This is a genomic window from Citrobacter sp. MGH110, from assembly GCF_001037515.1.
In the GTDB taxonomy this organism is placed as follows: Bacteria; Pseudomonadota; Gammaproteobacteria; order Enterobacterales; family Enterobacteriaceae; genus Citrobacter; species Citrobacter portucalensis.
In genome coordinates this window covers 2993001-3016305 of the sequence record NZ_KQ089830.1, presented here as the reverse complement: position 1 = coordinate 3016305, position 23305 = coordinate 2993001, and the positions used below count along the sequence as shown (strand labels likewise).

The window sequence follows — 23305 nt, the reverse complement described above, 5'->3', positions numbered from 1 at the left end:
TTCCCCCGCAACGATGGCGATATCTTATGACTCAGCAATCACCCTATTCAGCAGAGATGGCAGAACAACGTCACCAGGAGTGGTTACGTTTTGTCGATCTGCTTAAACACGCCTACGAACAAGATTTACACCTGCCACTGCTCAATTTGATGTTAACGCCGGATGAGCGTGAAGCGTTGGGCACGCGTGTGCGTATCATTGAAGAGCTGCTGCGCGGCGAGATGAGCCAGCGTGAGCTTAAAAACGAGCTCGGGGCGGGAATTGCCACTATTACGCGGGGGTCGAACAGCCTCAAATCCGCACCGGTGGATTTGCGTCAGTGGCTGGAGCAGGTGTTGCTCGGGAAACATTGATCCGCCGGATGCGGCTTTGCCTTATCCGGCCTACGATTGAACATCCGGCACAATGCTATAAATACACCGCGTTATGAAACGGGCTGAGCGCCAGAATCACCGCCTGGTGATAGACGCTTGAGCGCGTCAGCTTGCCCGCGGTAAAAACGCCGATTGCGCCTTCTTTACGGCCAATTTCATCAATACCCGCATAGTCCGACATCACCGGGCCGAGTGCTTCACCTTTACGGACTCTGTCGAGAATGACAGTAGGCAATGGCAGCGTGGCTGAACGAGCTTCACCGCGCTGAACGCCGTTATCAATCACCACCCAACTAAAGGTGGCGTCATCGTCAATTCCTGCTTCAATGGCGACCCAGAAATCAGCCTGCGGGTGCAGGCGGCGAGCGTTATCAACGCGATTTCGTGCGCCAGTGCGCGTTTCCTGGTTTCCGAAAGGTTGTTCCGGCACGCCACTCTCGACGGCGACGGGTTCAATATGGCAGGATCCTTCCCCGAAAATCTCTTCAAATGCCCGCAGAATTGCCTGAATTTTGGCAGGATTGGTGGTCGCAGAGATAACCTTGTGCATAATTAAGCTCAGTTTGAAAATTCATCGCATCGCAGTATAACGGAAAAAAAGCATGTTACAGGTATACCTTGTTCGCCATGGCGAAACGCAGTGGAACGCCGAGCGACGTATTCAAGGCCAGTCAGACAGCCCACTGACCGCTAAAGGTGAACAGCAAGCCATGCAGGTGGGAGAACGCGCCCGCTCGTTTGGTATTACGCATGTCATCAGTAGCGATCTTGGTCGTACACGACGCACCGCAGAAATCATCGCCCAGGCCTGCGGCTGTGATATCACCTATGATTCTCGTCTGCGTGAGCTGAATATGGGGGTGCTGGAAAAACGTCACATCGATACGCTGACGCCAGAGGAAGAGGGCTGGCGTCGCCAGTTGGTGAACGGCACGGTGGATGGTCGTATTCCGGAAGGGGAATCGATGCAGGAGCTGAGCGATCGCGTCAATGCGGCGCTGGCATCCTGTCTGGAGCTGCCGCCGGGAAGTCGTCCACTGCTGGTCAGCCACGGTATCGCGCTGGGTTGCCTGGTGAGCACAATTCTGGGATTACCGGCATGGGCTGAACGTCGCTTGCGTCTGCGCAACTGTTCAATTTCTCGCGTTGATTACCAGGAAAGCTTATGGCTGGCGCCGGGATGGGTCGTTGAAACGGCAGGGGACATCTCACATCTGGACGCCCCTGCGTTGGATGAACTACAGCGCTAGCGGCGAATCGGAATCAGGAATTCGCAGCGCAGGTTGATCGGGCGATCTCCCGCTTTGGCATCTTCTGCCGGGTAGTATCGCTCGATATCCTGTCCTTTACGGCGCGTCAGGTTCAGCATCGGCATGCATGTGCCGTAAACCGTCAGGATAAACTCTTGCACGCCGGTTCCCAGCCCTTCGTAGGTAAACATCACGTACTCGCCACCCTGTAACAGGATAGGCTGCGCCGACGGCACGTAGCCATTGGCCTGTTCCGGCGTCAGTGCTGTGGTGTAAAACACTTCCTGTTCGTCATCTTTTTCAATGCTCGGACGCGTTTCGTTAAGCCCGTACAGCACTGGCGGGATCGCCGGAGCCTGAGCAAGGAAGTCGCGCCAGAACTGAATACGCATTTCATGACGGAAATCTGAAATCTGTTCCAGCGAGCAGGAATAGCTTTGCGTGGTGCCGAGCAGTTGCGTATCTTCCAGGGTGACAAACTCGTGCGCAGGCATCGTAAATTCACCCAGTCGCATTGGCGGGCGAATACCGAATGCACTCCATTCCGGTGAACGGCGATACAGCGCTGGTGTCTGCGAAAATTGTTTCTTGAATGCGCGAGTAAAAGTTTGTTGAGAGTCGAAGCGATATTGCAGCGCAATATCCAAAATTGGACGCGCAGTCAGGCGCAGCGCCACTGCGGATTTCGATAAACGACGGGCGCGGATATAGGCGCCAATAGCATGGCCCGTCACGTCCTTAAACATTCTCTGCAGGTGCCACTTGGAATAGCCCGCTTTTGCCGCCACATTGTCAAGCGACAAAGGCTGATCCAGATGACCTTCCAGCCAGATTAATAGGTCGCGAATAATGCCAGCCTGATCCATAAAATATCCTCATCCTTTCAACAACGAGTACCTGACGTCAGGTATGAGGATAATAGCATTTTTTGCTGTTTTAGCATTCAGTGTTTTTTTTGCTCATAAGTGCTTTTTTCGGACATACGAAAGCGTGATTATTGTAATCCTGTGATCTGTATACATTTTATCTTAGAATGTTTAATAATTACGCAGAACAACTTTTAAGAATGGTAACAATATGAAATATAAGAGCTTAGTCATTTCCTCAATTCTGCTGATGTTGGCGCAGGTCGCCCATGCGGAGCAGATTGGATCTGTCGATACGGTGTTCAAAATGTTTGGGCCGGATCATAAAATTGTGGTCGAAGCGTTTGACGATCCGGATGTTACCAATGTGACCTGTTACGTGAGTCGTGCGAAGACCGGCGGCATCAAAGGTGGACTGGGGCTGGCGGAAGATACCTCCGATGCCGCCATCTCTTGCCAGCAGGTTGGGCCGGTAGAACTGAGCGACAGAATCAAGAACGGTAAAGCTCAAGGCGAAGTGGTATTTAAGAAACGTACCTCGCTGGTGTTTAAATCTTTACAGGTCGTGCGTTTTTACGATGCGAAACGTAATGCGCTGGCCTATCTGGCCTATTCAGATAAAGTGGTCGATGGATCGCCCAAAAATGCCATCAGCGCGGTACCCATCATGCCGTGGCGGCAATAACAAGGAAGCACAATGCAACAGCCGTTGATCTGGTTGGTTGAGGATGAGCAGGGAATCGCTGATACGCTTATCTACATGCTGCAACAAGAAGGGTTTAGCGTAGAGGCGTTTGAGCGCGGATTTCCCGTGCAGGAGAAATCTCGCCAGCAATGCCCTGATGCCATCATTCTGGATGTCGGGCTACCGGATATCAGCGGTTTTGAACTGTGCCGACGTTTACTGGAACGCCACCCGGCGTTGCCGATCCTCTTTCTGACCGCGCGCAGCGATGAAGTGGATCGCCTGTTGGGGCTGGAAATTGGCGCAGATGACTATGTTGCCAAGCCTTTCTCGCCGCGTGAGGTGTGCGCTCGTGTGCGTACGCTGCTGCGGCGGGTGCAAAAATTCTCCACGCCTTCATCGACGACACGCTGTGGGGATTTTGAACTTAATGAGCTGGCCGCGCAGATTACCTGGTTCAGCATGCCGTTGAACCTGACGCGTTATGAATTCCTGCTGCTGAAAACATTGCTGATGTCGCCGGGACGTATTTACTCTCGCCAGCAGCTGATGGATTTAGTCTGGGCAGACGCGCAGGATACCTTTGACAGAACGGTTGATACTCACATCAAAACGCTGCGCGCCAAGCTGCGGGCTATCAATCCGGAACTTTCCCCCATCAATACACATCGCGGTATGGGATACAGCCTGAGGAATTGCTGATGCGCATTGGCATGCGTTTGCTGCTCGGCTATTTTCTGATTGTCGCGGTCGCCGCCTGGTTTGTTCTGTCTATCTTTGTGCAGGAAATTAAGCCAGGCGTTCGTCGGGCGACCGAAGGTACTCTAATTGATACCGCCACGCTGCTGGCTGCACTGGCGCGTGATGACGTGCTCTCTGACTCACCGGCTAACGGCAAGCTGGCGCAGGCATTTGCGCAGCTGCATAACCGCCCATTTAATGCCAACATCAGCGGCATTAACAAAGTGCGTAATGAATACCATGTCTACATGACGGACGCGCAGGGCAAGGTGTTGTTTGATTCAGCTAACCAGGCCGTCGGTCAGGACTACTCCCGCTGGAACGATGTGTGGTTAACGCTGCGTGGGCAGTATGGCGCCCGCAGCACGCCGCAAAACCCGAACGATCCGGAAAGCTCGGTGATGTACGTTGCCGCGCCGATCGTAGACGGTGGGCGTATTATCGGCGTGCTCAGTGTCGGCAAACCAAATGCGGCGATGGCACCGGTGATTAAACGCAGTGAACGGCGAATGCTGTGGGCCAGCGCCGTATTGCTGGGCATTGCCCTGGTGATTGGCTTCGGGATGGTATGGTGGATAAACCGATCCATTGCCCGACTGGCGCGTTATGCCGACTCCGTTACCGAGAATCGCCCCGTCCCACTGCCTGATTTAGGCAGCAGCGAGTTACGCAAACTGGCGCAGGCGCTGGAAAGTATGCGTCTGAAGCTCGAAGGCAAGAACTACATTGAGCAGTATGTCTACGCGTTAACGCATGAGCTGAAAAGTCCGCTGGCGGCCATTCGTGGCGCGGCAGAGATATTGCGCGAAGGCCCGCCGCCAAACGTGGTAGCGCGTTTTACCGATAATATTCTGACGCAAAATGCGCGTATGCAGGCGCTGGTCGAAACTTTGCTGCGCCAGGCGCGACTGGAGAATCGACAGGACATTACGTTGACGGCGGTGGAGGTAGATACGCTTTTTGCTCAGCTCAAAGAGGCGCGTAGCGTGCAGCTGACGGCAAAAAACATTACGCTGACCATTCTGCCTTCATCGCTTAGCGTCGCTGCCGATCCCGCGTTACTGGAGCAGGCATTGGGGAACTTGCTCGACAACGCTATCGACTTCACGCCACAGGGCGGGACGATTACGTTGAGCGCGCATCAGCAGGAGGAGCTGGTCACATTGCAGGTTACCGACAGCGGTAGCGGGATCCCTGATTTTGCGTTGCCGCGTATTTTTGAGCGCTTCTACTCGCTGCCCCGCGAGAATGGACACAAGAGCAGCGGTTTGGGGCTGGCGTTTGTCAGTGAAGTTGCACGACTGCATGAAGGTACGGTGACATTATCTAACCGACCAGAGGGCGGTGCACAGGCCTCGTTTACGCTTCACCGTCACTTCACATAACTTCAAATTCTCCGCACATAGCTGTTCTACCTTGCTGATATTGCAAAGGAGAACGCTATGTTTAAATCACCCCTGTTTTGGAAAATCGTCACCTTAGGCGGCGCAATATTACTGCTGTTAATTCCACTGACGATGGTCAGGCAGATAATCGTTGAGCGATCGGATTATCGTGATGAAGTCGAAGATGCTATTCGTCAGAGCACCAGCGGGCCGCAAAAGATGGTCGGGCCGCTGATTGCCGTCCCGGTGACGGAACTGTATATCGAGCTGGAAGGCGACAAACAGATCCAGCGTAAGCGCAGCTATATCCATTTCTGGCTGCCGGAGTCGCTGGTGGTTGAGGGGAATCAGAACGTTGAAGCGCGTAAAATCGGTATTTACGAAGGCCAGGTCTGGCACAATGACCTCTCGGTGAAGGCTGAGTTTAACGCCGAACGCTTGCGCGATTTAAACCATCCCAATGTCAGCGTCGGCAAACCGTTTATCGTGGTTGGCGTGGGGGATGCGCGCGGGATTGGTGTGGTGCAAGCGCCGCAGGTCAATGGGGAATCGCTGGCCGTTGAGCCAGGGACGGGGCTGGATGGGGGAGCTCAAGGGATCCACATACCGCTACCTGACGCGAGCTGGGCGGAGCAAAACCTGAGCATGGTGTTGTCGTTGAATTTGAGCGGAACCGGAGATTTCTCCGTTGTTCCGGTTGGCCGTAACAGTGAAATGACTTTAACCAGCAACTGGCCGCATCCCAACTTTCTTGGGGATTTCCTCCCGGCGAAGCGCGAAATCAGCGAATCAGGATTTAAGGCCCAGTGGCAGAGCAGCTGGTTCGCGAATAACCTCGGCGAACGCTTTGATGGCGAAAAGATTGGCTGGAAGGGAATGCCTGCATTTAGCGTTGCCGTCGCCACGCCAGCGGATCAGTATCAGTTAACGGACAGGGCTACCAAGTATGCCATCCTGCTGATTGTACTGACCTTTATGTCTTTCTTCGTGCTTGAAAGTATGACCAGCCTGCGTCTGCACCCGATGCAGTATCTGCTGGTGGGGCTATCGCTGGTGATGTTTTATCTGCTGCTGCTGGCATTGTCTGAGCACATTGGGTTTACGGCGGCGTGGATTACGGCAAGCCTGGTAGGCGCGTTAATGAACGGGGTGTATCTGCAGGCGATATTACAGAGTTGGCGGAACAGTATTTTATTCACCGTGGCGCTGCTGGGGTTGGATGGGGTGATGTGGGTGCTGCTACGTTCACAGGACAGCTCTTTACTGCTGGGAACCGGCGTGCTGTTGGTCGCGTTGTGTGGCGTGATGTTCCTGACGCGTCATCTTGACTGGCACTCGCTGGCACAGCCAAAACCAAAGCCGACAGAAATTCCGGAGCCTCTGCCTGCGCAGAGTGACGAGTTTCGCTTATGGAAATAGGGCGGTGGGGAAATGAAAAACGGCGCATAATGCGCCGTTTTTTTACCTGTAAGGATTGAATTAATCCTGCAGGTCGCCGCAGAAACGGTAGCCTTCACCGTGAATGGTGGCGATGATTTCTGGCGTATCCGGCGTAGATTCGAAATGTTTACGAATGCGGCGGATAGTCACGTCAACGGTACGGTCATGCGGCTTCAGTTCGCGACCGGTCATTTTTTTCAGCAGTTCTGCGCGAGACTGGATTTTGCCCGGATTCTCACAGAAGTGAAGCATTGCACGGAATTCGCTGCGTGGCAGTTTATACTGCTCGCCGTCAGGACCAATCAGAGAGCGGCTGTTGATGTCCAGCTCCCAGCCGTTGAACTTGTAGCTTTCGACGCTACGGCGTTCTTCGCTGACAGTACCCAGGTTCATGGTACGGGACAGCAGGTTACGAGCACGGATAGTCAGTTCGCGCGGGTTAAACGGCTTGGTGATGTAATCGTCTGCGCCGATTTCGAGGCCGAGAATTTTATCGACTTCGTTATCACGGCCCGTCAGGAACATCAGCGCAACGTTAGCTTGTTCGCGAAGTTCGCGCGCTAACAGGAGGCCATTTTTCCCAGGCAGATTGATATCCATAATCACAAGGTTGATGTCATATTCAGAGAGAATCTGATGCATTTCCGCGCCATCTGTCGCTTCGAATACATCATAGCCTTCTGCTTCGAAAATGCTTTTCAACGTGTTGCGTGTTACTAACTCGTCTTCAACGATAAGAATGTGCGGGGTCTGCATGTTTGCTACCTAAATTGCCAACTAAATCGAAACAGGAAGTACAAAAGTCCCTGACCTGCCTGATGCATGCCGTAAATTAACATGATCGGCGTAACATGACTAAAGTACGTAATTGCGTTCTTGATGCACTTTCCATCAACGTCAACAACATCATTAGCTTGGTCGTGGGTAGTTTCCCTCTGGACCCGACAGTGTCAAAAACGGCTGTCATCCTAACCATTTTAACAGCAACATAACAGGCTAAGACATGCCGGACACCCAATAAAACTACGCTTCGTTGACATATATCAAGTTCAATTGTAGCACGTTAACAGTTTGATGAAATCAACGTATCCAAATGTTTGCTTTCATCACAAAATTGCAATATTACAACTAGTTGCACGAGCTAATTAATAAATGTAATGAATCCAACCAATGCGATCCATTTTAAAATAAATTATCATGGATAAACAGAGGGATATACAACTTTTGTTAACATAAAAAGCAATAGTACAGTTTGGAAATAGTTTAGCATTTTTTACCGGATGCGAAATCCTTTTTCAGTGACTTCTGTTAAAAAAATGTAAATTTGCGCTGCGTAATATGTTGACGTGCGTCACATTATTACTTGCAGACTGACCAAAAAGAGTATCGAAATGCGTTTAACAATTATTCTGGTTGCCCCTGCCAGAGCGGAAAATATTGGTGCGGCTGCCCGTGCGATGAAGACCATGGGATTCACTCAATTACGTATCGTTGACAGCGAGGCGCACCTGGAACCCGCCACGCGATGGGTCGCGCATGGATCGGGCGACATTATTGATAATATTAACGTTTTTCCAACGTTAGCCGATGCGCTTCACGACGTTGATTTTACCGTTGCGACCACCGCGCGTAGCCGGGCGAAGTTCCATTATTACGCCACCCCGGTCGAACTGGTTCCCCTGTTACAGGAGAAATCCACGTGGATGGAACATGCAGCGCTGGTGTTTGGTCGTGAAGATTCGGGGCTGACCAATGAAGAATTAGCGCTGGCAGATGTACTCACTGGTGTACCGATGGTCGCTGACTATCCTTCACTCAATTTGGGGCAGGCGGTGATGGTGTATTGCTATCAATTAGCAGGTTTAATACAACAACCGGCCAAAAACGTTGAGGTGACGGATGAGCTTCAGCTGCAGGCATTGCGCGCACGCGTTTTGCGTTTATTAGCCACGCTGAACGTTTCTGACGACATCAAGCTGACGGACTGGTTGCAACAGCGAATGGGTCTGTTGGGGCAGCGAGACACGGCAATGTTGCACCGTTTTTTACATGATATTGAAAAAAACATCACAAAATAAAATGTTGAACAATTTTTGTTGTGTAGTGTTTTGTTCTTGGTTCAAGTGGGCTCGACATGCTGTATTGGTTGAAAGTAAAAGGGCAAGCAGTTGCTCATGAACAAGTTTCGGAATGTGATCAATTTAAAAATTTATTGACTTAGGTCAGCAGATACTTTAACCCTAAAAGAATACAGGACAGATAATAAATAATTACAGAGCACACAACATCATGAAACGCATCAGCATCACCATTACTACAACCATCACCATTACCACAGGTAACGGTGCGGGCTGACGCGTACAGGAAACACAAGAAAAAGCCCGCACCTAAACAGTGCGGGCTTTTTTTTCGACCAAAGGCAATGAGGTAAACCATGCGAGTGTTGAAGTTCGGCGGTACATCAGTGGCAAATGCAGAGCGCTTTCTGCGGGTTGCCGATATTCTGGAAAGCAATGCCAGGCAGGGGCAGGTCGCGACCGTTCTCTCTGCCCCCGCAAAAATTACCAACCATCTGGTGGCAATGATTGAGAAGACCATCGGTGGTCAGGATGCTTTAGCTAATATCAGCGACGCCGAACGCATTTTCTCCGAGCTGCTGGTGGGTCTTGCCGCCGAGCAACCAGGTTTTCCGCTGGCGCAGCTCAAAGCCTTTGTTGAACAAGAATTTGCCCAGATTAAGCACGTCCTGCACGGCATCAGCCTGCTGGGACAGTGCCCGGACAGTATCAATGCCGCGCTTATCTGCCGTGGTGAAAAAATGTCGATTGCTATCATGGCCGGCCTGTTGGAAGCACGCGGGCATAACGTAACGGTCATCGACCCGGTGGAGAAATTGCTGGCTGTCGGCCATTACCTCGAATCTACCGTTGATATCGCCGAATCTACGCGCCGCATCGCCGCCAGCCGTATTCCTGCGGACCACATGATTCTGATGGCAGGGTTTACCGCTGGAAATGAAAAAGGTGAGTTAGTGGTGTTGGGGCGTAATGGCTCTGACTACTCTGCCGCCGTACTGGCCGCCTGTTTGCGTGCCGATTGTTGTGAAATCTGGACCGATGTCGACGGTGTATATACTTGCGATCCGCGTCAGGTACCCGACGCCCGACTGCTTAAGTCGATGTCTTATCAGGAAGCGATGGAGCTTTCTTACTTCGGCGCTAAAGTGCTGCACCCGCGCACCATTACCCCTATTGCCCAGTTCCAGATCCCGTGCCTGATTAAAAATACCGGCAATCCGCAAGCGCCCGGTACGCTGATCGGTGCCAGCAGTGATGACGATGATTTGCCGGTAAAAGGTATTTCTAACCTCAATAACATGGCGATGTTTAGCGTTTCCGGCCCTGGAATGAAAGGCATGGTGGGCATGGCGGCGCGCGTTTTTGCCGCCATGTCGCGTGCGGGCATCTCGGTAGTGCTGATCACCCAATCCTCTTCTGAATACAGTATCAGTTTCTGCGTCCCACAGGGCGACTGCGCGCGTGCACAACGCGCTATGCAGGATGAATTCTACCTCGAGCTGAAAGAAGGCCTGCTGGAGCCGCTGGCGGTGACTGAGCGTCTGGCCATCATCTCTGTTGTTGGTGATGGTATGCGCACCCTGCGCGGCATCTCGGCGAAGTTCTTTGCCGCGCTGGCTCGGGCGAACATCAATATTGTAGCGATCGCCCAGGGCTCGTCTGAGCGTTCTATTTCGGTGGTGGTGAATAACGATGACGCGACCACCGGCGTGCGCGTGACCCATCAGATGCTGTTCAACACCGACCAGGTGATTGAAGTGTTTGTGATTGGCGTAGGTGGCGTGGGCGGTGCACTGCTGGAGCAGCTTAAACGTCAGCAAACCTGGCTCAAAAAGAAGCATATCGATCTGCGCGTGTGCGGCGTGGCGAACTCGAAGGCTCTGCTGACCAACGTCCACGGTCTGAATCTGGAAAACTGGCAGTCGGAGCTGGAGAGCGCGAAAGAGCCTTTCAACCTTGGGCGCTTAATTCGTCTGGTGAAAGAATACCATCTGCTCAATCCGGTGATTGTCGACTGTACGTCAAGCCAGGCGGTAGCAGACCAATATGCCGACTTCTTGCGTGAAGGCTTCCACGTGGTTACACCGAACAAAAAGGCCAACACGTCGTCGATGGATTACTATCATCAGTTGCGTTTTGCCGCCGCGAAGTCTCGTCGTAAATTCCTGTACGACACCAACGTGGGCGCGGGCTTGCCGGTTATTGAAAACCTGCAAAATCTGCTCAGCGCAGGTGATGAACTGCAACGTTTTTCAGGCATCCTTTCTGGCTCACTGTCGTTTATTTTCGGCAAGCTGGATGAAGGCATGAGCTTCTCGCAGGCCACCACCCTGGCGCGTGAGATGGGCTATACCGAACCCGATCCGCGTGACGATCTTTCCGGTACGGACGTGGCGCGTAAGCTGCTGATCCTGGCCCGTGAAACTGGTCGTGAGCTGGAGCTTTCTGACATTGTCATTGAGCCGGTCCTGCCAAAAGAGTTTGATGACTCCGGTGATGTTTCCGCGTTTATGGCGAAATTGTCGCAGCTGGATGACGTCTTTGCCGCGCGCGTGGCGAAAGCCCGTGATGAGGGAAAAGTATTGCGCTATGTTGGCAATATCGAAGAGGACGGTGTTTGTCGCGTGAAAATTGATGCAGTAGATGGCAACGATCCGCTGTTTAAAGTGAAAAACGGTGAAAACGCGCTGGCGTTCTATAGCCACTATTATCAGCCGTTACCGTTGGTTCTGCGCGGATATGGCGCGGGTAACGATGTGACGGCGGCGGGCGTCTTTGCCGACCTGCTACGCACCCTTTCATGGAAGTTAGGAGTCTGACATGGTGAGAGTTTATGCCCCGGCTTCCAGTGCCAATATGAGCGTCGGGTTTGATGTGCTCGGTGCAGCGGTAACGCCGGTGGACGGTTCGCTGTTGGGTGATGTGGTGTCCGTTGAGGCGGCTGACCAGTTCAGCCTGAACAACCTTGGGCGCTTTGCCAACAAACTGCCGCCTGAGCCGCGAGAAAACATTGTCTACCAGTGCTGGGAGCGATTCTGTCAGGAGCTGGGTAAAAGCGTTCCGGTGGCGATGACGCTGGAAAAAAATATGCCGATTGGCTCCGGGTTAGGCTCCAGCGCCTGTTCCGTCGTGGCGGCGCTGGTCGCTATGAACGAACATTGCGGTAAGCCGCTCAACGATACGCGCCTGTTAGCGATAATGGGCGAACTTGAAGGGCGTATCTCCGGCAGTATTCATTACGATAACGTCGCCCCGTGCTTTTTGGGCGGTATGCAGTTAATGATTGAAGAAAACGGCATTATTAGCCAGCAGGTGCCAGGCTTTGATGAGTGGCTGTGGGTACTGGCGTATCCAGGGATTAAAGTGTCGACGGCTGAAGCGCGGGCGATTCTCCCAGCGCAGTATCGCCGTCAGGACTGTATCGCTCACGGGCGGCATCTGGCTGGATTCATCCATGCCTGCTATTCCCGTCAGCCTCTTCTGGCCGCGAAGCTGATGAAAGATGTCATTGCTGAGCCGTATCGTACCCGCTTGCTGCCAGGCTTTAGCCTGGCGCGTCAGGCGGTCGCAGAAATTGGCGCGCTGGCCAGCGGTATATCTGGGTCTGGGCCGACGCTGTTCGCTTTGTGCGATAAGCCGGATACGGCACAGCGCGTAGCAGATTGGCTGGGTAAAAATTACCTACAAAATCAGGAAGGCTTTGTTCATATTTGCCGGCTGGACACGGCGGGCGCACGGGTACTGGGATAATCAATGAAACTGTATAATCTGAAAGATCACAACGAACAGGTCAGCTTTGCACAGGCTGTTACGCAAGGACTAGGCAAGAATCAGGGATTGTTTTTTCCGCACGATCTACCGGAATTCAATCTGACAGAAGTGGATGAGATGCTGAACCAGGACTTCGTTAGCCGCAGCGCGAAGATCCTGTCCGCATTTATTGGTGATGAGATCCCTCAGGAAATTCTGGAAGAGCGCGTGCGTGCGGCATTTGCCTTTCCGGCTCCGGTTGCCCAGGTTGCCGCGGATGTCGGCTGTCTGGAACTGTTCCACGGCCCTACGCTTGCATTTAAAGACTTTGGCGGGCGCTTTATGGCGCAGATGCTGACGCACATCAGTGGCGACAAACCGGTAACGATTCTGACGGCGACCTCCGGAGACACCGGGGCGGCGGTTGCGCATGCCTTTTATGGCCTGAAAAATGTGCGCGTGGTGATCCTCTATCCGAACGGCAAGATCAGCCCATTACAGGAAAAACTGTTCTGTACGCTGGGCGGTAACATTGAAACTGTGGCGATTGATGGCGATTTTGATGCCTGCCAGGCGCTGGTGAAACAGGCGTTTGATGACGAAGAGCTGAAGGTGGCTCTGGGACTGAACTCGGCTAACTCAATTAACATCAGCCGTCTGTTGGCGCAAATCTGTTACTACTTTGAGGCTGTGGCCCAACTGCCGCAAGAGGCGCGTAATCAACTGGTGATTTCCGTTCCCAGCGGTAACTTTGGCGATCTGACCGCCGGGCTGCTGGCGAAATCACTGGGCTTGCCGGTGAAGCGTTTTATCGCGGCGACGAACGTTAACGATACGGTTCCGCGTTTCCTTGCAGAAGGTGAGTGGGCGCCGAAAGCGACCCAGGCAACGTTGTCGAATGCGATGGATGTCAGCCAGCCGAACAACTGGCCGCGCGTGGAAGAACTGTTCCGCCGTAAAATCTGGCGTCTGAATGAGCTGGGTTATGCCGCTGTTGACGATGCGACGACTCAGGACACGATGCGTGAGTTACATGAGATAGGCTACACCTCAGAACCGCATGCGGCGGTGGCTTACCGAGCGCTGCGTGACCAACTGAATCCTGGCGAGTACGGCCTGTTCCTTGGTACTGCGCATCCGGCGAAGTTTAAAGAAAGCGTTGAAGAGATTCTTGACCTGACGCTGGCGTTGCCAAAAGAACTGGCGGAACGCGCGGACCTGCCGCTGCTTTCTCATCACCTGCCAGCTGATTTTGCTGAACTGCGCAAGCTGATGATGACCCGCGGTTAACGGTTGTGCCCGCTGGCGCTTTGCATAGCGGGCCGACAAAACCTGTAGGCCGGATAAGGCGTTAGCCGTCATCCGGCCTTTTTACTATTGCTCGTGGCGTTTAAACACCAGTTCGCCGTTTCCTGATGCTTCTTCATCAAAGAAGTAGCCTTCGCTGTTAAATGCGGTCAGCTGTTCCGGCTGCGTTAAGCGGTTCTCAATAATGTAGCGACTCATCAGGCCGCGCGCTTTTTTGGCATAGAAGCTGATGACTTTAAACTTACCGTTCTTTTCGTCGAGGAAGACCGGTTTGATAAGCTCAGCGTTGAGTTTTTTCGGCTTCACGGATTTAAAATACTCATCCGAGGCGAGGTTGATCACCACACTGTCGCCTTGCGCTTCCAGCGCTTCGTTTAGTTTATCGGTGATGGTATCTCCCCAGAACTGATAGAGATCTTTACCCTTCGCATTGGCCAGACGAATGCCCATCTCCAGACGGTAAGGCTGCATCAAATCCAGCGGACGCAAAACGCCGTACAACCCGGACAGCATCCGTAAATGCTGTTGAGCGAAGTCGAAATCCGCCTCGCTGAAGGTTTCAGCCTGCAACCCTGTATAGACGTCGCCTTTAAACGCCAGAATGGCCTGACGTGCATTGTCCGGCGTGAAGTCAGGCTGCCAGTCATGGAAACGGGTGGCGTTCAGATCCGCCAGCTTGTCGCTAATCCCCATCAGCTTGCCAATCTGCGGTGCAGAGAGCTGGCGTGCCACGTGAATAAGCTGCTGAGAGTGATCCAGCAACTCGGGCAGCGTATGACGTGTCGTTGCCAGCGGGCTTTGGTAGTCGAGCGTTTTTGCAGGTGAAATCAGAATCAGCATATCCAGTCCTTGCAGGAAATTTACTGCGACTTTAGCAAAAAAAACGACTGAATTGATCGATGGTTGCGATTGCCGCGCTATTCGCGCGGCGTTTCATCCCAGCTATCGGGCGCAAGCTGTTGTCTGATATCAGGATAACGGCGCGGATCGAATTCCGGGCGCACCCCGAGTTTTCGCTGGCGCAGATAATCGCTGGCGATGGTATGGACAACCGGAGAAAGCAGAAGAATCGCCGTCAGGTTAGTAATGGCCATACAGGCCATGATGATGTCGGCAAGTTGCCAGACCAGCGGAAAACTGATTAACGTACCGCCAATGACGGTGCAAACGGTGGCAATACGTAATAACCAGATAACCCGGATGTTGTCCAGTTTCAGGAAAATGAGGTTGTTTTCCGCATAAATGTAGTTGGCGACGATAGAGCTAAAGGCAAACAGAATCACTATTAAGGCAACGAATCCGGCCCCCCATTCACCCGTCAGCGAGACCATGGCTCGTTGCAGCAACTGGATGCCTTCCATTGGCACATAAGTGGTGCCATTACCCGCCAGTAAAATGATCATTGCGCTGGCCGTACAAAGAATTAGCGTATCGCCCAATACACCAATCATTTGCACAATGCCTTGTGCTGCAGGGTGTGGCGGCCAGGATGCTGCCGAGGCGGCTGCGTTCGGGGTAGAGCCCATTCCGGCTTCATTAGAGAACATACCGCGCTGAAAACCGCTGGCAATGGCCTGGCTTAGCGTATACCCGGCTGCACCGGCCGCGGCTTCCTGCCAGCCAAAGGCGCTTTTTATGATGGTCATGATAATGCCGGGGAGCTGTCCGAAATGCCAAAGGCAGATGACGAGGCTACAACCGATCCACAGCAGCGCCATCATCGGAACAAACCATTGCATCAGGCGGGCAACGCCTTTAATGCCGCCGACGATGACCAGTAATGACACTATTGCCAGTGCGATACCGGAGAAGAGGGGAGGGATGTCAAAAGCAAAGGTCAACGCACGAGAGACTGAGTTTGCCTGCACGCTGTTAAAAATCAGGCCATAGGCAATGAGTAAAAAGATGGCAAACAGCACGCCCATCCAGCGCATGCCCAATCCACGGGCCATATACCATGCAGGACCGCCGCGAAACTGTCCCTTGCTGTCGCGCTCTTTATACAGCTGGGCAAGGGAACATTCGGCGAATGAGGTTGCCATACCAATGACCGCCGAGACCCACATCCAGAAAATGGCTCCCGCGCCGCCGGCAGCGATCGCCAACGCCACACCCGCCAGATTTCCGCTACCGACGCGCGCGGCAAGACTGGTGCACAGAGCCTGAAAAGAAGTTAAACCGCCCGGCTGCGGGCTGATGCTGTTTTTAAGACTTTTGCCAAACTGGCGAATATAGCGGAACTGCACGAACCCTGTACGCCAGGTGAACCAACATCCTGCGCCAAGCAGGAGGTAGATCATCACCGATCCCCAGAGTATTTCATTAATAAATGAGAAAAAATCAGGCATTAACATCCCTCTTGTTGATGCCGGTAAGCGCGAATAATCCCGTGTAAGCGCTACCAATTATCGACCAGTATATACCTTATAAGGTGATTGATTGCGGGAGTTTACCATAACAATGGGTATATCATTAATTGCGCATCACGAGCTGCGAGATGCGTAATCAGGGCTGAGCGGCGGGTCGGACAATCCAGGCGGTTGCGCTGAGAGTGCGTCGTGCTATCATCAGGGAAGATCGGTTACATCCCCCTAACAAGCTGTTTAAAGAGAATCGCTATCATGACGGACAAATTGACCTCCCTTCGTCAGTTCACCACAGTAGTGGCCGACACCGGAGACATCGCGGCAATGAAGCTGTATCAGCCTCAGGATGCCACAACTAACCCTTCTCTCATTCTTAACGCAGCGCAGATCCCAGAATACCGCAAGCTGATTGATGACGCTGTAGCCTGGGCTAAGCAGCAGAGCAACGACCGCGCACAGCAGATCGTCGACGCGACCGACAAACTGGCAGTAAATATCGGTCTGGAGATCCTGAAACTGGTCCCGGGCCGTATCTCTACTGAAGTTGACGCTCGTCTGTCTTACGATACCGACGCGTCCATCGCGAAAGCAAAACGTCTGATCAAAATGTACAACGATGCTGGCATCAGCAACGATCGCATTCTGATCAAACTGGCTTCAACCTGGCAGGGCATCCGTGCCGCTGAGCAGCTGGAAAAAGAAGGTATCAACTGTAACCTGACTCTGCTGTTCTCCTTCGCGCAGGCGCGCGCATGTGCAGAAGCTGGCGTATATCTGATTTCTCCGTTTGTTGGTCGTATTCTGGACTGGTACAAAGCCAACACTGACAAGAAAGAGTATGCACCGGCAGAAGATCCGGGTGTGGTTTCCGTAACGGAAATCTATGAGTACTACAAACAGCACGGTTACGAAACCGTGGTGATGGGTGCGAGCTTCCGTAACGTCGGCGAAATCATTGAGCTGGCAGGCTGCGATCGTCTGACTATTGCTCCGGCACTGCTGAAAGAACTGGCGGAAAGCGAAGGCACTATCGAACGTAAACTGTCCTTCTCTGGCGAAGTGAAAGCGCGCCCTGCACGCATCACCGAAGCTGAGTTCCTGTGGCAGCACAACCAGGATCCGATGGCTGTAGACAAACTGGCGGACGGTATCCGTAAGTTTGCTGTAGACCAGGGTAAACTGGAAAAAATGATCGGCGATCTGCTGTAATCATTAATGCGTGGCCCTGATATGGGTCACGCTACCTCTTCTGAAACCTGTCTGTCCTTCCCTTCGCAGTGTATCATTCTGTTTAACGAGACTGTTTAAACGGAATAATCATGAATACTTTACGCATTGGCCTGGTTTCCATTTCTGACCGTGCTTCCAGCGGCGTTTACCAGGATAAAGGTATCCCGGCCCTTGAAGAGTGGCTGGCATCTGCCCTTACCACCCCTTTTGAGCTGCAAACGCGACTGATCCCGGATGAACAGGCGATCATCGAACAGACCTTATGTGAGCTGGTGGATGAAATGAGCTGTCATCTGGTGCTGACTACCGGCGGAACGGGTCCGGCCCGCCGCGATGTAACGCCTGATGCCACGCTGGCCGTAGCCGACCGCCAGATGCCGGGCTTTGGCGAGCAGATGCGCCAGATAAGCCTGCACTTTGTGCCAACGGCTATTCTCTCCCGTCAGGTTGGTGTGATTCGCAAACAGGCGTTGATTCTGAATCTGCCAGGGCAGCCGAAATCGATCAAAGAAACGCTGGAAGGCGTGAAAGATGCCGACGGTAAGGTTATCGTGCCGGGTATTTTTGCAAGTGTACCGTATTGTATACAGTTACTGGATGGGCCGTATGTGGAAACCGCACCGGCTGTTGTAGCATCTTTTCGTCCTAAAAGCGCAATCCGCGATACAAACGCCTGAAAGTAGCCCGATCGTGACATAAGTGCCAATGACAGTGGAGTATTGAATTGTTTACGATATAGTAATTTTTGCTTTACATATATCGACAGACAGATTCAATAACTCCACTGACTCATGGTTTGCTATGTCACAACACACTCGACCGCTGAATCGCCAGGATTATAAAACTCTTACGCTTGCTGCCCTCGGCGGTGCGCTTGAGTTTTATGATTTCATTATCTTCGTCTTCTTTGCCGCTGTTGTTGGCGAACTCTTCTTCCCGGCAGACATTCCTGAATGGCTACGTCAGGTGCAAACCTTCGGCATTTTTGCCGCCGGATATCTGGCGCGTCCACTGGGTGGCATCATCATGGCGCACTTTGGCGATCTGGTCGGGCGTAAGAAAATGTTCACCCTGAGCATTTTGCTGATGGCGATACCGACGCTGGCGATTGGTCTTTTGCCTACCTACGCCTCAATGGGGATCCTCGCGCCGCTGCTGTTACTGATGATGCGTATTTTGCAAGGTGCTGCCATCGGCGGAGAAGTGCCGGGCGCGTGGGTGTTCGTGGCGGAGCACGTACCGGAGCGCCGCATCGGCATTGCCTGTGGCACGCTGACCGCCGGGCTGACTGTGGGGATTCTGCTGGGATCGGTGGTTGCGACGCTGGTGAATACCAGCCTGACGCAGCAGGCGGTGCATGACTACGGCTGGCGTATCCCGTTCCTGCTGGGTGGCGTGTTTGGGTTGGTGGCGATGTACCTGCGTCGCTGGTTGCAGGAAACGCCCATCTTCCTCGAAATGCAGCAGCGTAAAGCGCTGGCGCAAGAGCTACCGGTGAAGTCGGTGGTGAGCAAACATAAAAAAGCGGTGGTCATTTCCATGCTGCTGACCTGGCTGTTATCGGCCGGGATTGTGGTGGTGATCCTGATGTCGCCAGTCTGGTTGCAGAAGCAGTATGGTTTTGCACCGGCGTTGACGTTACAAGCCAACAGTGTCGCGACCATTATGCTGTGCGTCGGCTGTCTGCTGGCCGGGTTTATTGTCGACCGGGTCGGCGCCAGCAAAACCTTTATTGTCGGCAGCCTGCTGCTGGCCTGTTCAAGCTGGTTTTTCTATCATCTGACCGGCAGCCATCCTCAGCACTTGTTCTTGCTATACGGGCTGGTAGGGTTGTGCGTTGGCGTGGTGGGGGCTGTGCCTTATGTGATGGTGCGGGCGTTTCCGGCGGAGGTCCGCTTTACCGGAATCTCCTTTTCTTACAACGTGTCGTACGCCATTTTTGGTGGTCTGACACCAATCGCCGTGACGATGTTAATGAGCGTGTCGCCAATGGCTCCGGCCTGGTATGTGCTGGCGTTATCGCTGGTGGGATTAGGTCTGGGGGTTTGGCTGCGACAGGATATTTATCATCGCGATACGAGCGTGCAGGGAGAGTTACAGCGCTTGTAAGGAATATCCCCCCGTTCGGGGGGATAGCGTCAGATTAGTGCGCTTCACCAATCGGCAGGATGGTACGGCCAAACTGTTCGTTCAGCACTTCACCCATCGCCAGGTAAATGGCGCTTGCGCCACACACTAAGCCAATCCAGCCAGCAACGTGAATGATCGCTTCGTTACCTGCAATGTTGCCGACCGCCAGCAGTGCGAACAGCACTGTCAGGCTCAGGAAGACAAACTGCAACGCGCGGTTAGCTTTCAGCGTGCCGAAGAACATGAACAGTGTAAACACGCCCCACAGACCCAGGTATACGCCCAGGAACTGACCATTGGTTGCATCCGCCAGGCCCATTTTCGGCATGATTAGGATTGCAACCAGCGTCAGCCAGAACGAACCGTAGGAGGTAAAGGCGGTTAAACCGAAGGTATTGCCCTTTTTATATTCCAGCAGACCGGCAAATATTTGCGCGATACCGCCGTAGAAAATGCCCATCGCCAGAATAATAACGTCAAAGGCGAAGAAACCCGCGTTGTGCAGGTTAAGCAGAATGGTGGTCATGCCAAAGCCCATCAGGCCCAGCGGTGCCGGATTAGCCAACTTAGTGTTGCCCATAATTCCTCAAAATCATCATTGATTGAATGGTGAAATAGTTTCCCCAAATAACGATCACTGTCTTCGGGGCGCGGCATGATAATCAGGGGAGAGGGCACTGTCTATGATCTAACGAAGGGAAAATGAATTATTTTCCCTGTGATGGCCATCACGCTTATGCATGGTTGAACATTTTGCTAAGACAGACGATTTGAAGTACCACCGGGAACTGAGGGATTTGGTGGACGATCTGGTGAGAAATACCCATCGCCAGATGGCGCTGCGTCATGGGCGCGGCAGTGGTTATTCCAGTTCAAAGGCTTTCGCATCAACCGCGTGTCGGCCCCGCATGTTTTCTATGGCTTCTGAATCAAAATGTGCAGAATTAATCGTCGCCAATAACTTTCAGCGTTGCCATGTCAGAGGAGTTTACTGACTGGCCTGAGAAGGTGATTTTAGACACGCAACGTTTATTGTCGTTATCGCTATTAATAGTGATCCAATTAGTCGTTTGTCCCTCTTTAATGGATGACGGGACGTTCAGGCTTTGGCTGGAAGTGCGTACTGCTTTGAAGTAGACGGATGCGCCGTTAAGTTTAATATCACCGCGATCGGCGGTGAGCTGAATGCGCCTCACCACCCGGCAAACGGGAATTCTCAGCGTGAGGTCGTTGGTTGCATTGCGGGGCATCGCAATCATACCCAGAACTTTATGATCGTTAGCGTGCGCGGCGCTGCTCAGCAGCAGGCCCATAAGCAGGCTGGTGGAAAGGGTTAACACGGATTTCATGGAATTTCTCTTTGACGGCTGTAAAAGTGTGTGACATCAGACCATCTTACCGCCGACGGGAAACCGTTTCATGGTCGTAATATTTTCTTTTTATTACAATTTTCACATGAATGACCGTGCTGGTTTTGATTTGTTTTGTGAATTGATTTTGATTGGAAACTATTCGTTTTTTTGCCTTTCTGCCTTTTTACCTTAATTTTATCGCCACTGTGCTAAAAAAAATTTTCATGCCCCCCTTGATGACGTGGGTTACGACCCCATCTTGTAGACAACCGCAGTGGTGAGTCTGAAAAAAAACGATTCAGGGTAGTTGAAACCGCACGTTTCGCCCTTATTACAGATTCACAACCACATGATGACCGAATTTTTAGTGGAGACGTTTAGATGGGTAAAATTATTGGTATCGACCTGGGTACTACCAACTCTTGTGTAGCGATTATGGATGGCACTACTGCACGTGTGCTGGAGAACGCCGAGGGCGATCGCACCACGCCTTCTATCATTGCTTATACCCAGGATGGTGAAACTCTGGTTGGTCAGCCGGCTAAACGTCAGGCAGTGACAAACCCGCAAAACACCCTGTTTGCGATTAAACGCCTGATTGGCCGCCGCTTCCAGGACGAAGAAGTACAGCGTGATGAAGCCATCATGCCGTACAAAATCATCGGTGCTGACAACGGTGATGCATGGATTGACGTAAAAGGTCAGAAAATGGCACCGCCGCAGATTTCTGCTGAAGTGCTGAAAAAAATGAAGAAAACGGCTGAAGATTACCTGGGCGAACCGGTAACTGAAGCGGTTATCACCGTACCTGCATACTTCAACGATGCTCAGCGTCAGGCAACCAAAGATGCTGGCCGTATCGCAGGTCTGGAAGTAAAACGTATCATCAACGAACCGACCGCAGCGGCACTGGCTTACGGTCTGGATAAAGAAGTCGGCAACCGTACTATCGCGGTTTATGACCTCGGTGGTGGTACTTTCGATATCTCTATTATCGAAATCGACGAAGTTGACGGCGAAAAAACTTTCGAAGTTCTGGCAACCAACGGTGATACCCACCTGGGTGGTGAAGACTTCGACAGCCGTATGATCAACTACCTGGTTGACGAATTTAAGAAAGATCAGGGTATCGATCTGCGTAATGACCCGCTGGCGATGCAGCGTCTGAAAGAAGCCGCTGAGAAAGCGAAGATCGAACTGTCTTCCGCTCAGCAGACCGACGTGAACCTGCCGTACATTACTGCAGACGCGACTGGTCCGAAACACATGAACATCAAAGTGACCCGTGCGAAACTGGAAAGCCTGGTTGAAGACCTGGTTAACCGTTCTATCGAGCCGCTGAAAGTTGCTCTGCAGGATGCTGGTCTGTCTGTTTCCGACGTTCAGGACGTTATCCTGGTCGGTGGTCAGACTCGTATGCCGATGGTACAGAAGAAAGTTGCTGAGTTCTTCGGTAAAGAGCCGCGTAAAGACGTTAACCCGGACGAAGCAGTGGCAATCGGTGCTGCCGTTCAGGGGGGTGTATTGACTGGTGATGTGAAAGACGTGCTGCTGCTGGACGTTACCCCGCTGTCTCTGGGTATCGAAACCATGGGTGGCGTGATGACTCCACTGATCGCGAAAAACACCACTATCCCGACCAAGCACAGCCAGGTGTTCTCTACCGCTGAAGACAACCAGTCTGCGGTAACCATCCACGTGCTGCAGGGTGAACGTAAACGCGCCGCTGATAACAAAGATCTGGGTCAATTTAACCTGGATGGTATCAGCCCGGCTCCGCGCGGTATGCCGCAGATCGAAGTTACTTTTGACATCGATGCCGACGGTATCCTGCACGTTTCCGCGAAAGACAAAAACAGCGGTAAAGAGCAGAAGATCACCATCAAGGCTTCTTCTGGTCTGAACGAAGAAGAAATTCAGAAAATGGTTCGCGAAGCAGAAGCGAACGCAGAATCTGACCGTAAGTTTGAAGAGCTGGTTCAGACTCGTAACCAGGGTGACCATCTGCTGCACAGCACTCGTAAGCAGGTTGAAGAAGCAGGCGACAAACTGCCAGCTGACGACAAAACTGCCATCGAGTCTGCACTGACCGCGCTGGAAACTTCTCTGAAAGGCGAAGACAAAGCGGATATCGAAGCGAAAATGCAGGCGCTGGCACAGGTTTCCCAGAAACTGATGGAAATCGCTCAGCAGCAGCACGCACAGCAGCAGGCTGGTGCAGCAGGCGCTGATGCTTCTGCAAACAACGCTAAAGATGACGACGTTGTCGATGCCGAGTTTGAAGAAGTGAAAGACAAAAAATAATCGCCCTTTGAACGGGTAATTACTGGCACGGGCGAAGAGGTTTCCT

At 52.5% G+C, this 23305-nt stretch carries 23 protein-coding genes and 1 other annotated feature; of the genes, 16 read left to right on the top strand and 7 right to left on the bottom strand.

Annotation, left to right across the window (positions count from 1 at the left end; genetic code table 11):
* Positions 1-26 precede the first annotated feature (26 nt).
* The gene (gene trpR / locus SK38_RS14210) at positions 27-353 is read left to right on the top strand and encodes a trp operon repressor (RefSeq protein WP_008786138.1); all 327 of its coding nucleotides are present in this window, start codon (positions 27-29) and stop codon (positions 351-353) included.
* A 55-nt stretch (positions 354-408) separates the two neighbouring features.
* Here the strand turns inward: trpR and yjjX are convergent, their stop codons facing one another.
* Positions 409-924 carry an inosine/xanthosine triphosphatase gene (gene yjjX, locus SK38_RS14205; protein WP_048236170.1) on the bottom strand — a complete coding sequence of 172 codons (516 nt, stop codon included), beginning with the start codon at positions 922-924 and terminating at the stop codon, positions 409-411.
* 52 nt (positions 925-976) lie between these two features.
* Between yjjX and gpmB the strand changes: the two genes are divergently transcribed.
* The gene (gpmB, locus tag SK38_RS14200; protein ID WP_003019006.1) at positions 977-1624 is read left to right on the top strand and encodes a 2,3-diphosphoglycerate-dependent phosphoglycerate mutase GpmB; all 648 of its coding nucleotides are present in this window, start codon (positions 977-979) and stop codon (positions 1622-1624) included.
* On the opposite strand, the gene robA is transcribed toward gpmB, so the two are convergent.
* Complete coding sequence (gene robA, locus SK38_RS14195; protein ID WP_003829933.1) at positions 1621-2490, bottom strand: MDR efflux pump AcrAB transcriptional activator RobA; 870 nt, start codon at positions 2488-2490, stop codon at positions 1621-1623. The genes gpmB and robA overlap by 4 nt on opposite strands.
* Positions 2491-2701: 211 nt before the next feature.
* Here robA and creA point away from each other — a divergent pair, with 211 nt between their 5' ends.
* From creA to creD, 4 genes are read left to right on the top strand one after another with little or no spacing between them, the layout of a single operon-like run.
* A complete protein-coding gene (gene creA / locus SK38_RS14190) occupies positions 2702-3175 on the top strand; it encodes a protein CreA (RefSeq protein WP_003018998.1) in 474 nt (157 codons plus the stop codon).
* Between the two features lie 12 nt (positions 3176-3187).
* Complete coding sequence (gene creB / locus SK38_RS14185; RefSeq protein ID WP_048236169.1) at positions 3188-3877, top strand: two-component system response regulator CreB; 690 nt, start codon at positions 3188-3190, stop codon at positions 3875-3877.
* A complete protein-coding gene (gene creC, locus SK38_RS14180) occupies positions 3877-5301 on the top strand; it encodes a two-component system sensor histidine kinase CreC (RefSeq protein ID WP_048236168.1) in 1425 nt (474 codons plus the stop codon). Before creB ends, creC begins: the two co-directional genes overlap by 1 nt.
* Positions 5302-5358: 57 nt before the next feature.
* Positions 5359-6720: a cell envelope integrity protein CreD gene (gene creD, locus SK38_RS14175; RefSeq protein ID WP_048236167.1), complete on the top strand. Its 1362-nt coding sequence runs from the start codon at positions 5359-5361 to the stop codon at positions 6718-6720.
* A 60-nt stretch (positions 6721-6780) separates the two neighbouring features.
* Here creD and arcA read toward each other — a convergent pair whose 3' ends face one another.
* Positions 6781-7497: a two-component system response regulator ArcA gene (gene arcA / locus SK38_RS14170; RefSeq protein WP_001194359.1), complete on the bottom strand. Its 717-nt coding sequence runs from the start codon at positions 7495-7497 to the stop codon at positions 6781-6783.
* Positions 7498-7592: 95 nt separating this feature from the next.
* On the opposite strand from arcA, the gene yjjY reads away from it, so the two are divergent.
* The 6 genes from yjjY to thrC all read left to right on the top strand — a co-directional run bounded on the left by yjjY (position 7593) and on the right by thrC (position 13859).
* On the top strand, positions 7593-7733 hold the full coding sequence (yjjY, locus tag SK38_RS25010) for a YjjY family protein (protein ID WP_042998021.1): 141 nt from the start codon (positions 7593-7595) through the stop codon (positions 7731-7733).
* 399 nt (positions 7734-8132) lie between these two features.
* A complete protein-coding gene (locus SK38_RS14165) occupies positions 8133-8819 on the top strand; it encodes a tRNA/rRNA methyltransferase (RefSeq protein ID WP_003829762.1) in 687 nt (228 codons plus the stop codon).
* A gap of 206 nt (positions 8820-9025) precedes the next feature.
* Positions 9026-9152: a sequence feature (Thr leader region), on the top strand.
* Positions 9031-9096: a thr operon leader peptide gene (thrL, locus tag SK38_RS24120; RefSeq protein WP_032337689.1), complete on the top strand. Its 66-nt coding sequence runs from the start codon at positions 9031-9033 to the stop codon at positions 9094-9096. Its footprint overlaps the feature before it by 66 nt.
* A 23-nt stretch (positions 9153-9175) precedes the next feature.
* The gene (gene thrA, locus SK38_RS14155; protein WP_003829761.1) at positions 9176-11638 is read left to right on the top strand and encodes a bifunctional aspartate kinase/homoserine dehydrogenase I; all 2463 of its coding nucleotides are present in this window, start codon (positions 9176-9178) and stop codon (positions 11636-11638) included.
* Position 11639: 1 nt separating this feature from the next.
* Entirely contained in the window at positions 11640-12569 is a 930-nt protein-coding gene (gene thrB, locus SK38_RS14150; protein ID WP_048236166.1) for a homoserine kinase, read from the top strand.
* Between the two features lie 3 nt (positions 12570-12572).
* Positions 12573-13859 carry a threonine synthase gene (gene thrC / locus SK38_RS14145; RefSeq protein ID WP_008786145.1) on the top strand — a complete coding sequence of 429 codons (1287 nt, stop codon included), beginning with the start codon at positions 12573-12575 and terminating at the stop codon, positions 13857-13859.
* Between the two features lie 84 nt (positions 13860-13943).
* On the opposite strand, the gene yaaA is transcribed toward thrC, so the two are convergent.
* Both yaaA and SK38_RS14135 read right to left on the bottom strand, forming a co-directional pair.
* Positions 13944-14717 (bottom strand): peroxide stress protein YaaA, encoded by a 774-nt coding sequence (gene yaaA / locus SK38_RS14140; protein WP_032942329.1) that lies wholly within the window; start codon positions 14715-14717, stop codon positions 13944-13946.
* A 77-nt stretch (positions 14718-14794) separates the two neighbouring features.
* Complete coding sequence (locus SK38_RS14135; RefSeq protein ID WP_020996236.1) at positions 14795-16225, bottom strand: alanine/glycine:cation symporter family protein; 1431 nt, start codon at positions 16223-16225, stop codon at positions 14795-14797.
* Between the two features lie 273 nt (positions 16226-16498).
* Here SK38_RS14135 and tal point away from each other — a divergent pair, with 273 nt between their 5' ends.
* The 3 genes from tal (at position 16499) to SK38_RS14120 (ending at position 19582) form a co-directional block, all read left to right on the top strand.
* A complete protein-coding gene (gene tal / locus SK38_RS14130) occupies positions 16499-17452 on the top strand; it encodes a transaldolase (RefSeq protein ID WP_003829752.1) in 954 nt (317 codons plus the stop codon).
* Between the two features lie 110 nt (positions 17453-17562).
* A complete protein-coding gene (gene mog, locus SK38_RS14125) occupies positions 17563-18150 on the top strand; it encodes a molybdopterin adenylyltransferase (RefSeq protein WP_003018973.1) in 588 nt (195 codons plus the stop codon).
* A gap of 124 nt (positions 18151-18274) precedes the next feature.
* Positions 18275-19582 (top strand): MFS transporter, encoded by a 1308-nt coding sequence (locus tag SK38_RS14120; protein ID WP_048236165.1) that lies wholly within the window; start codon positions 18275-18277, stop codon positions 19580-19582.
* 34 nt (positions 19583-19616) lie between these two features.
* Here the strand turns inward: SK38_RS14120 and satP are convergent, their stop codons facing one another.
* Both satP and SK38_RS14110 read right to left on the bottom strand, forming a co-directional pair.
* Positions 19617-20183, bottom strand: coding sequence for an acetate uptake transporter (gene satP / locus SK38_RS14115; protein WP_003829744.1), 567 nt, complete (start codon positions 20181-20183; stop codon positions 19617-19619).
* Between the two features lie 364 nt (positions 20184-20547).
* Positions 20548-20952: a DUF2541 family protein gene (locus SK38_RS14110; RefSeq protein ID WP_048236164.1), complete on the bottom strand. Its 405-nt coding sequence runs from the start codon at positions 20950-20952 to the stop codon at positions 20548-20550.
* A gap of 384 nt (positions 20953-21336) precedes the next feature.
* Here SK38_RS14110 and dnaK point away from each other — a divergent pair, with 384 nt between their 5' ends.
* Positions 21337-23259: a molecular chaperone DnaK gene (dnaK, locus tag SK38_RS14105; protein ID WP_003829739.1), complete on the top strand. Its 1923-nt coding sequence runs from the start codon at positions 21337-21339 to the stop codon at positions 23257-23259.
* The last annotated feature ends 46 nt before the right edge of the window (positions 23260-23305 follow it).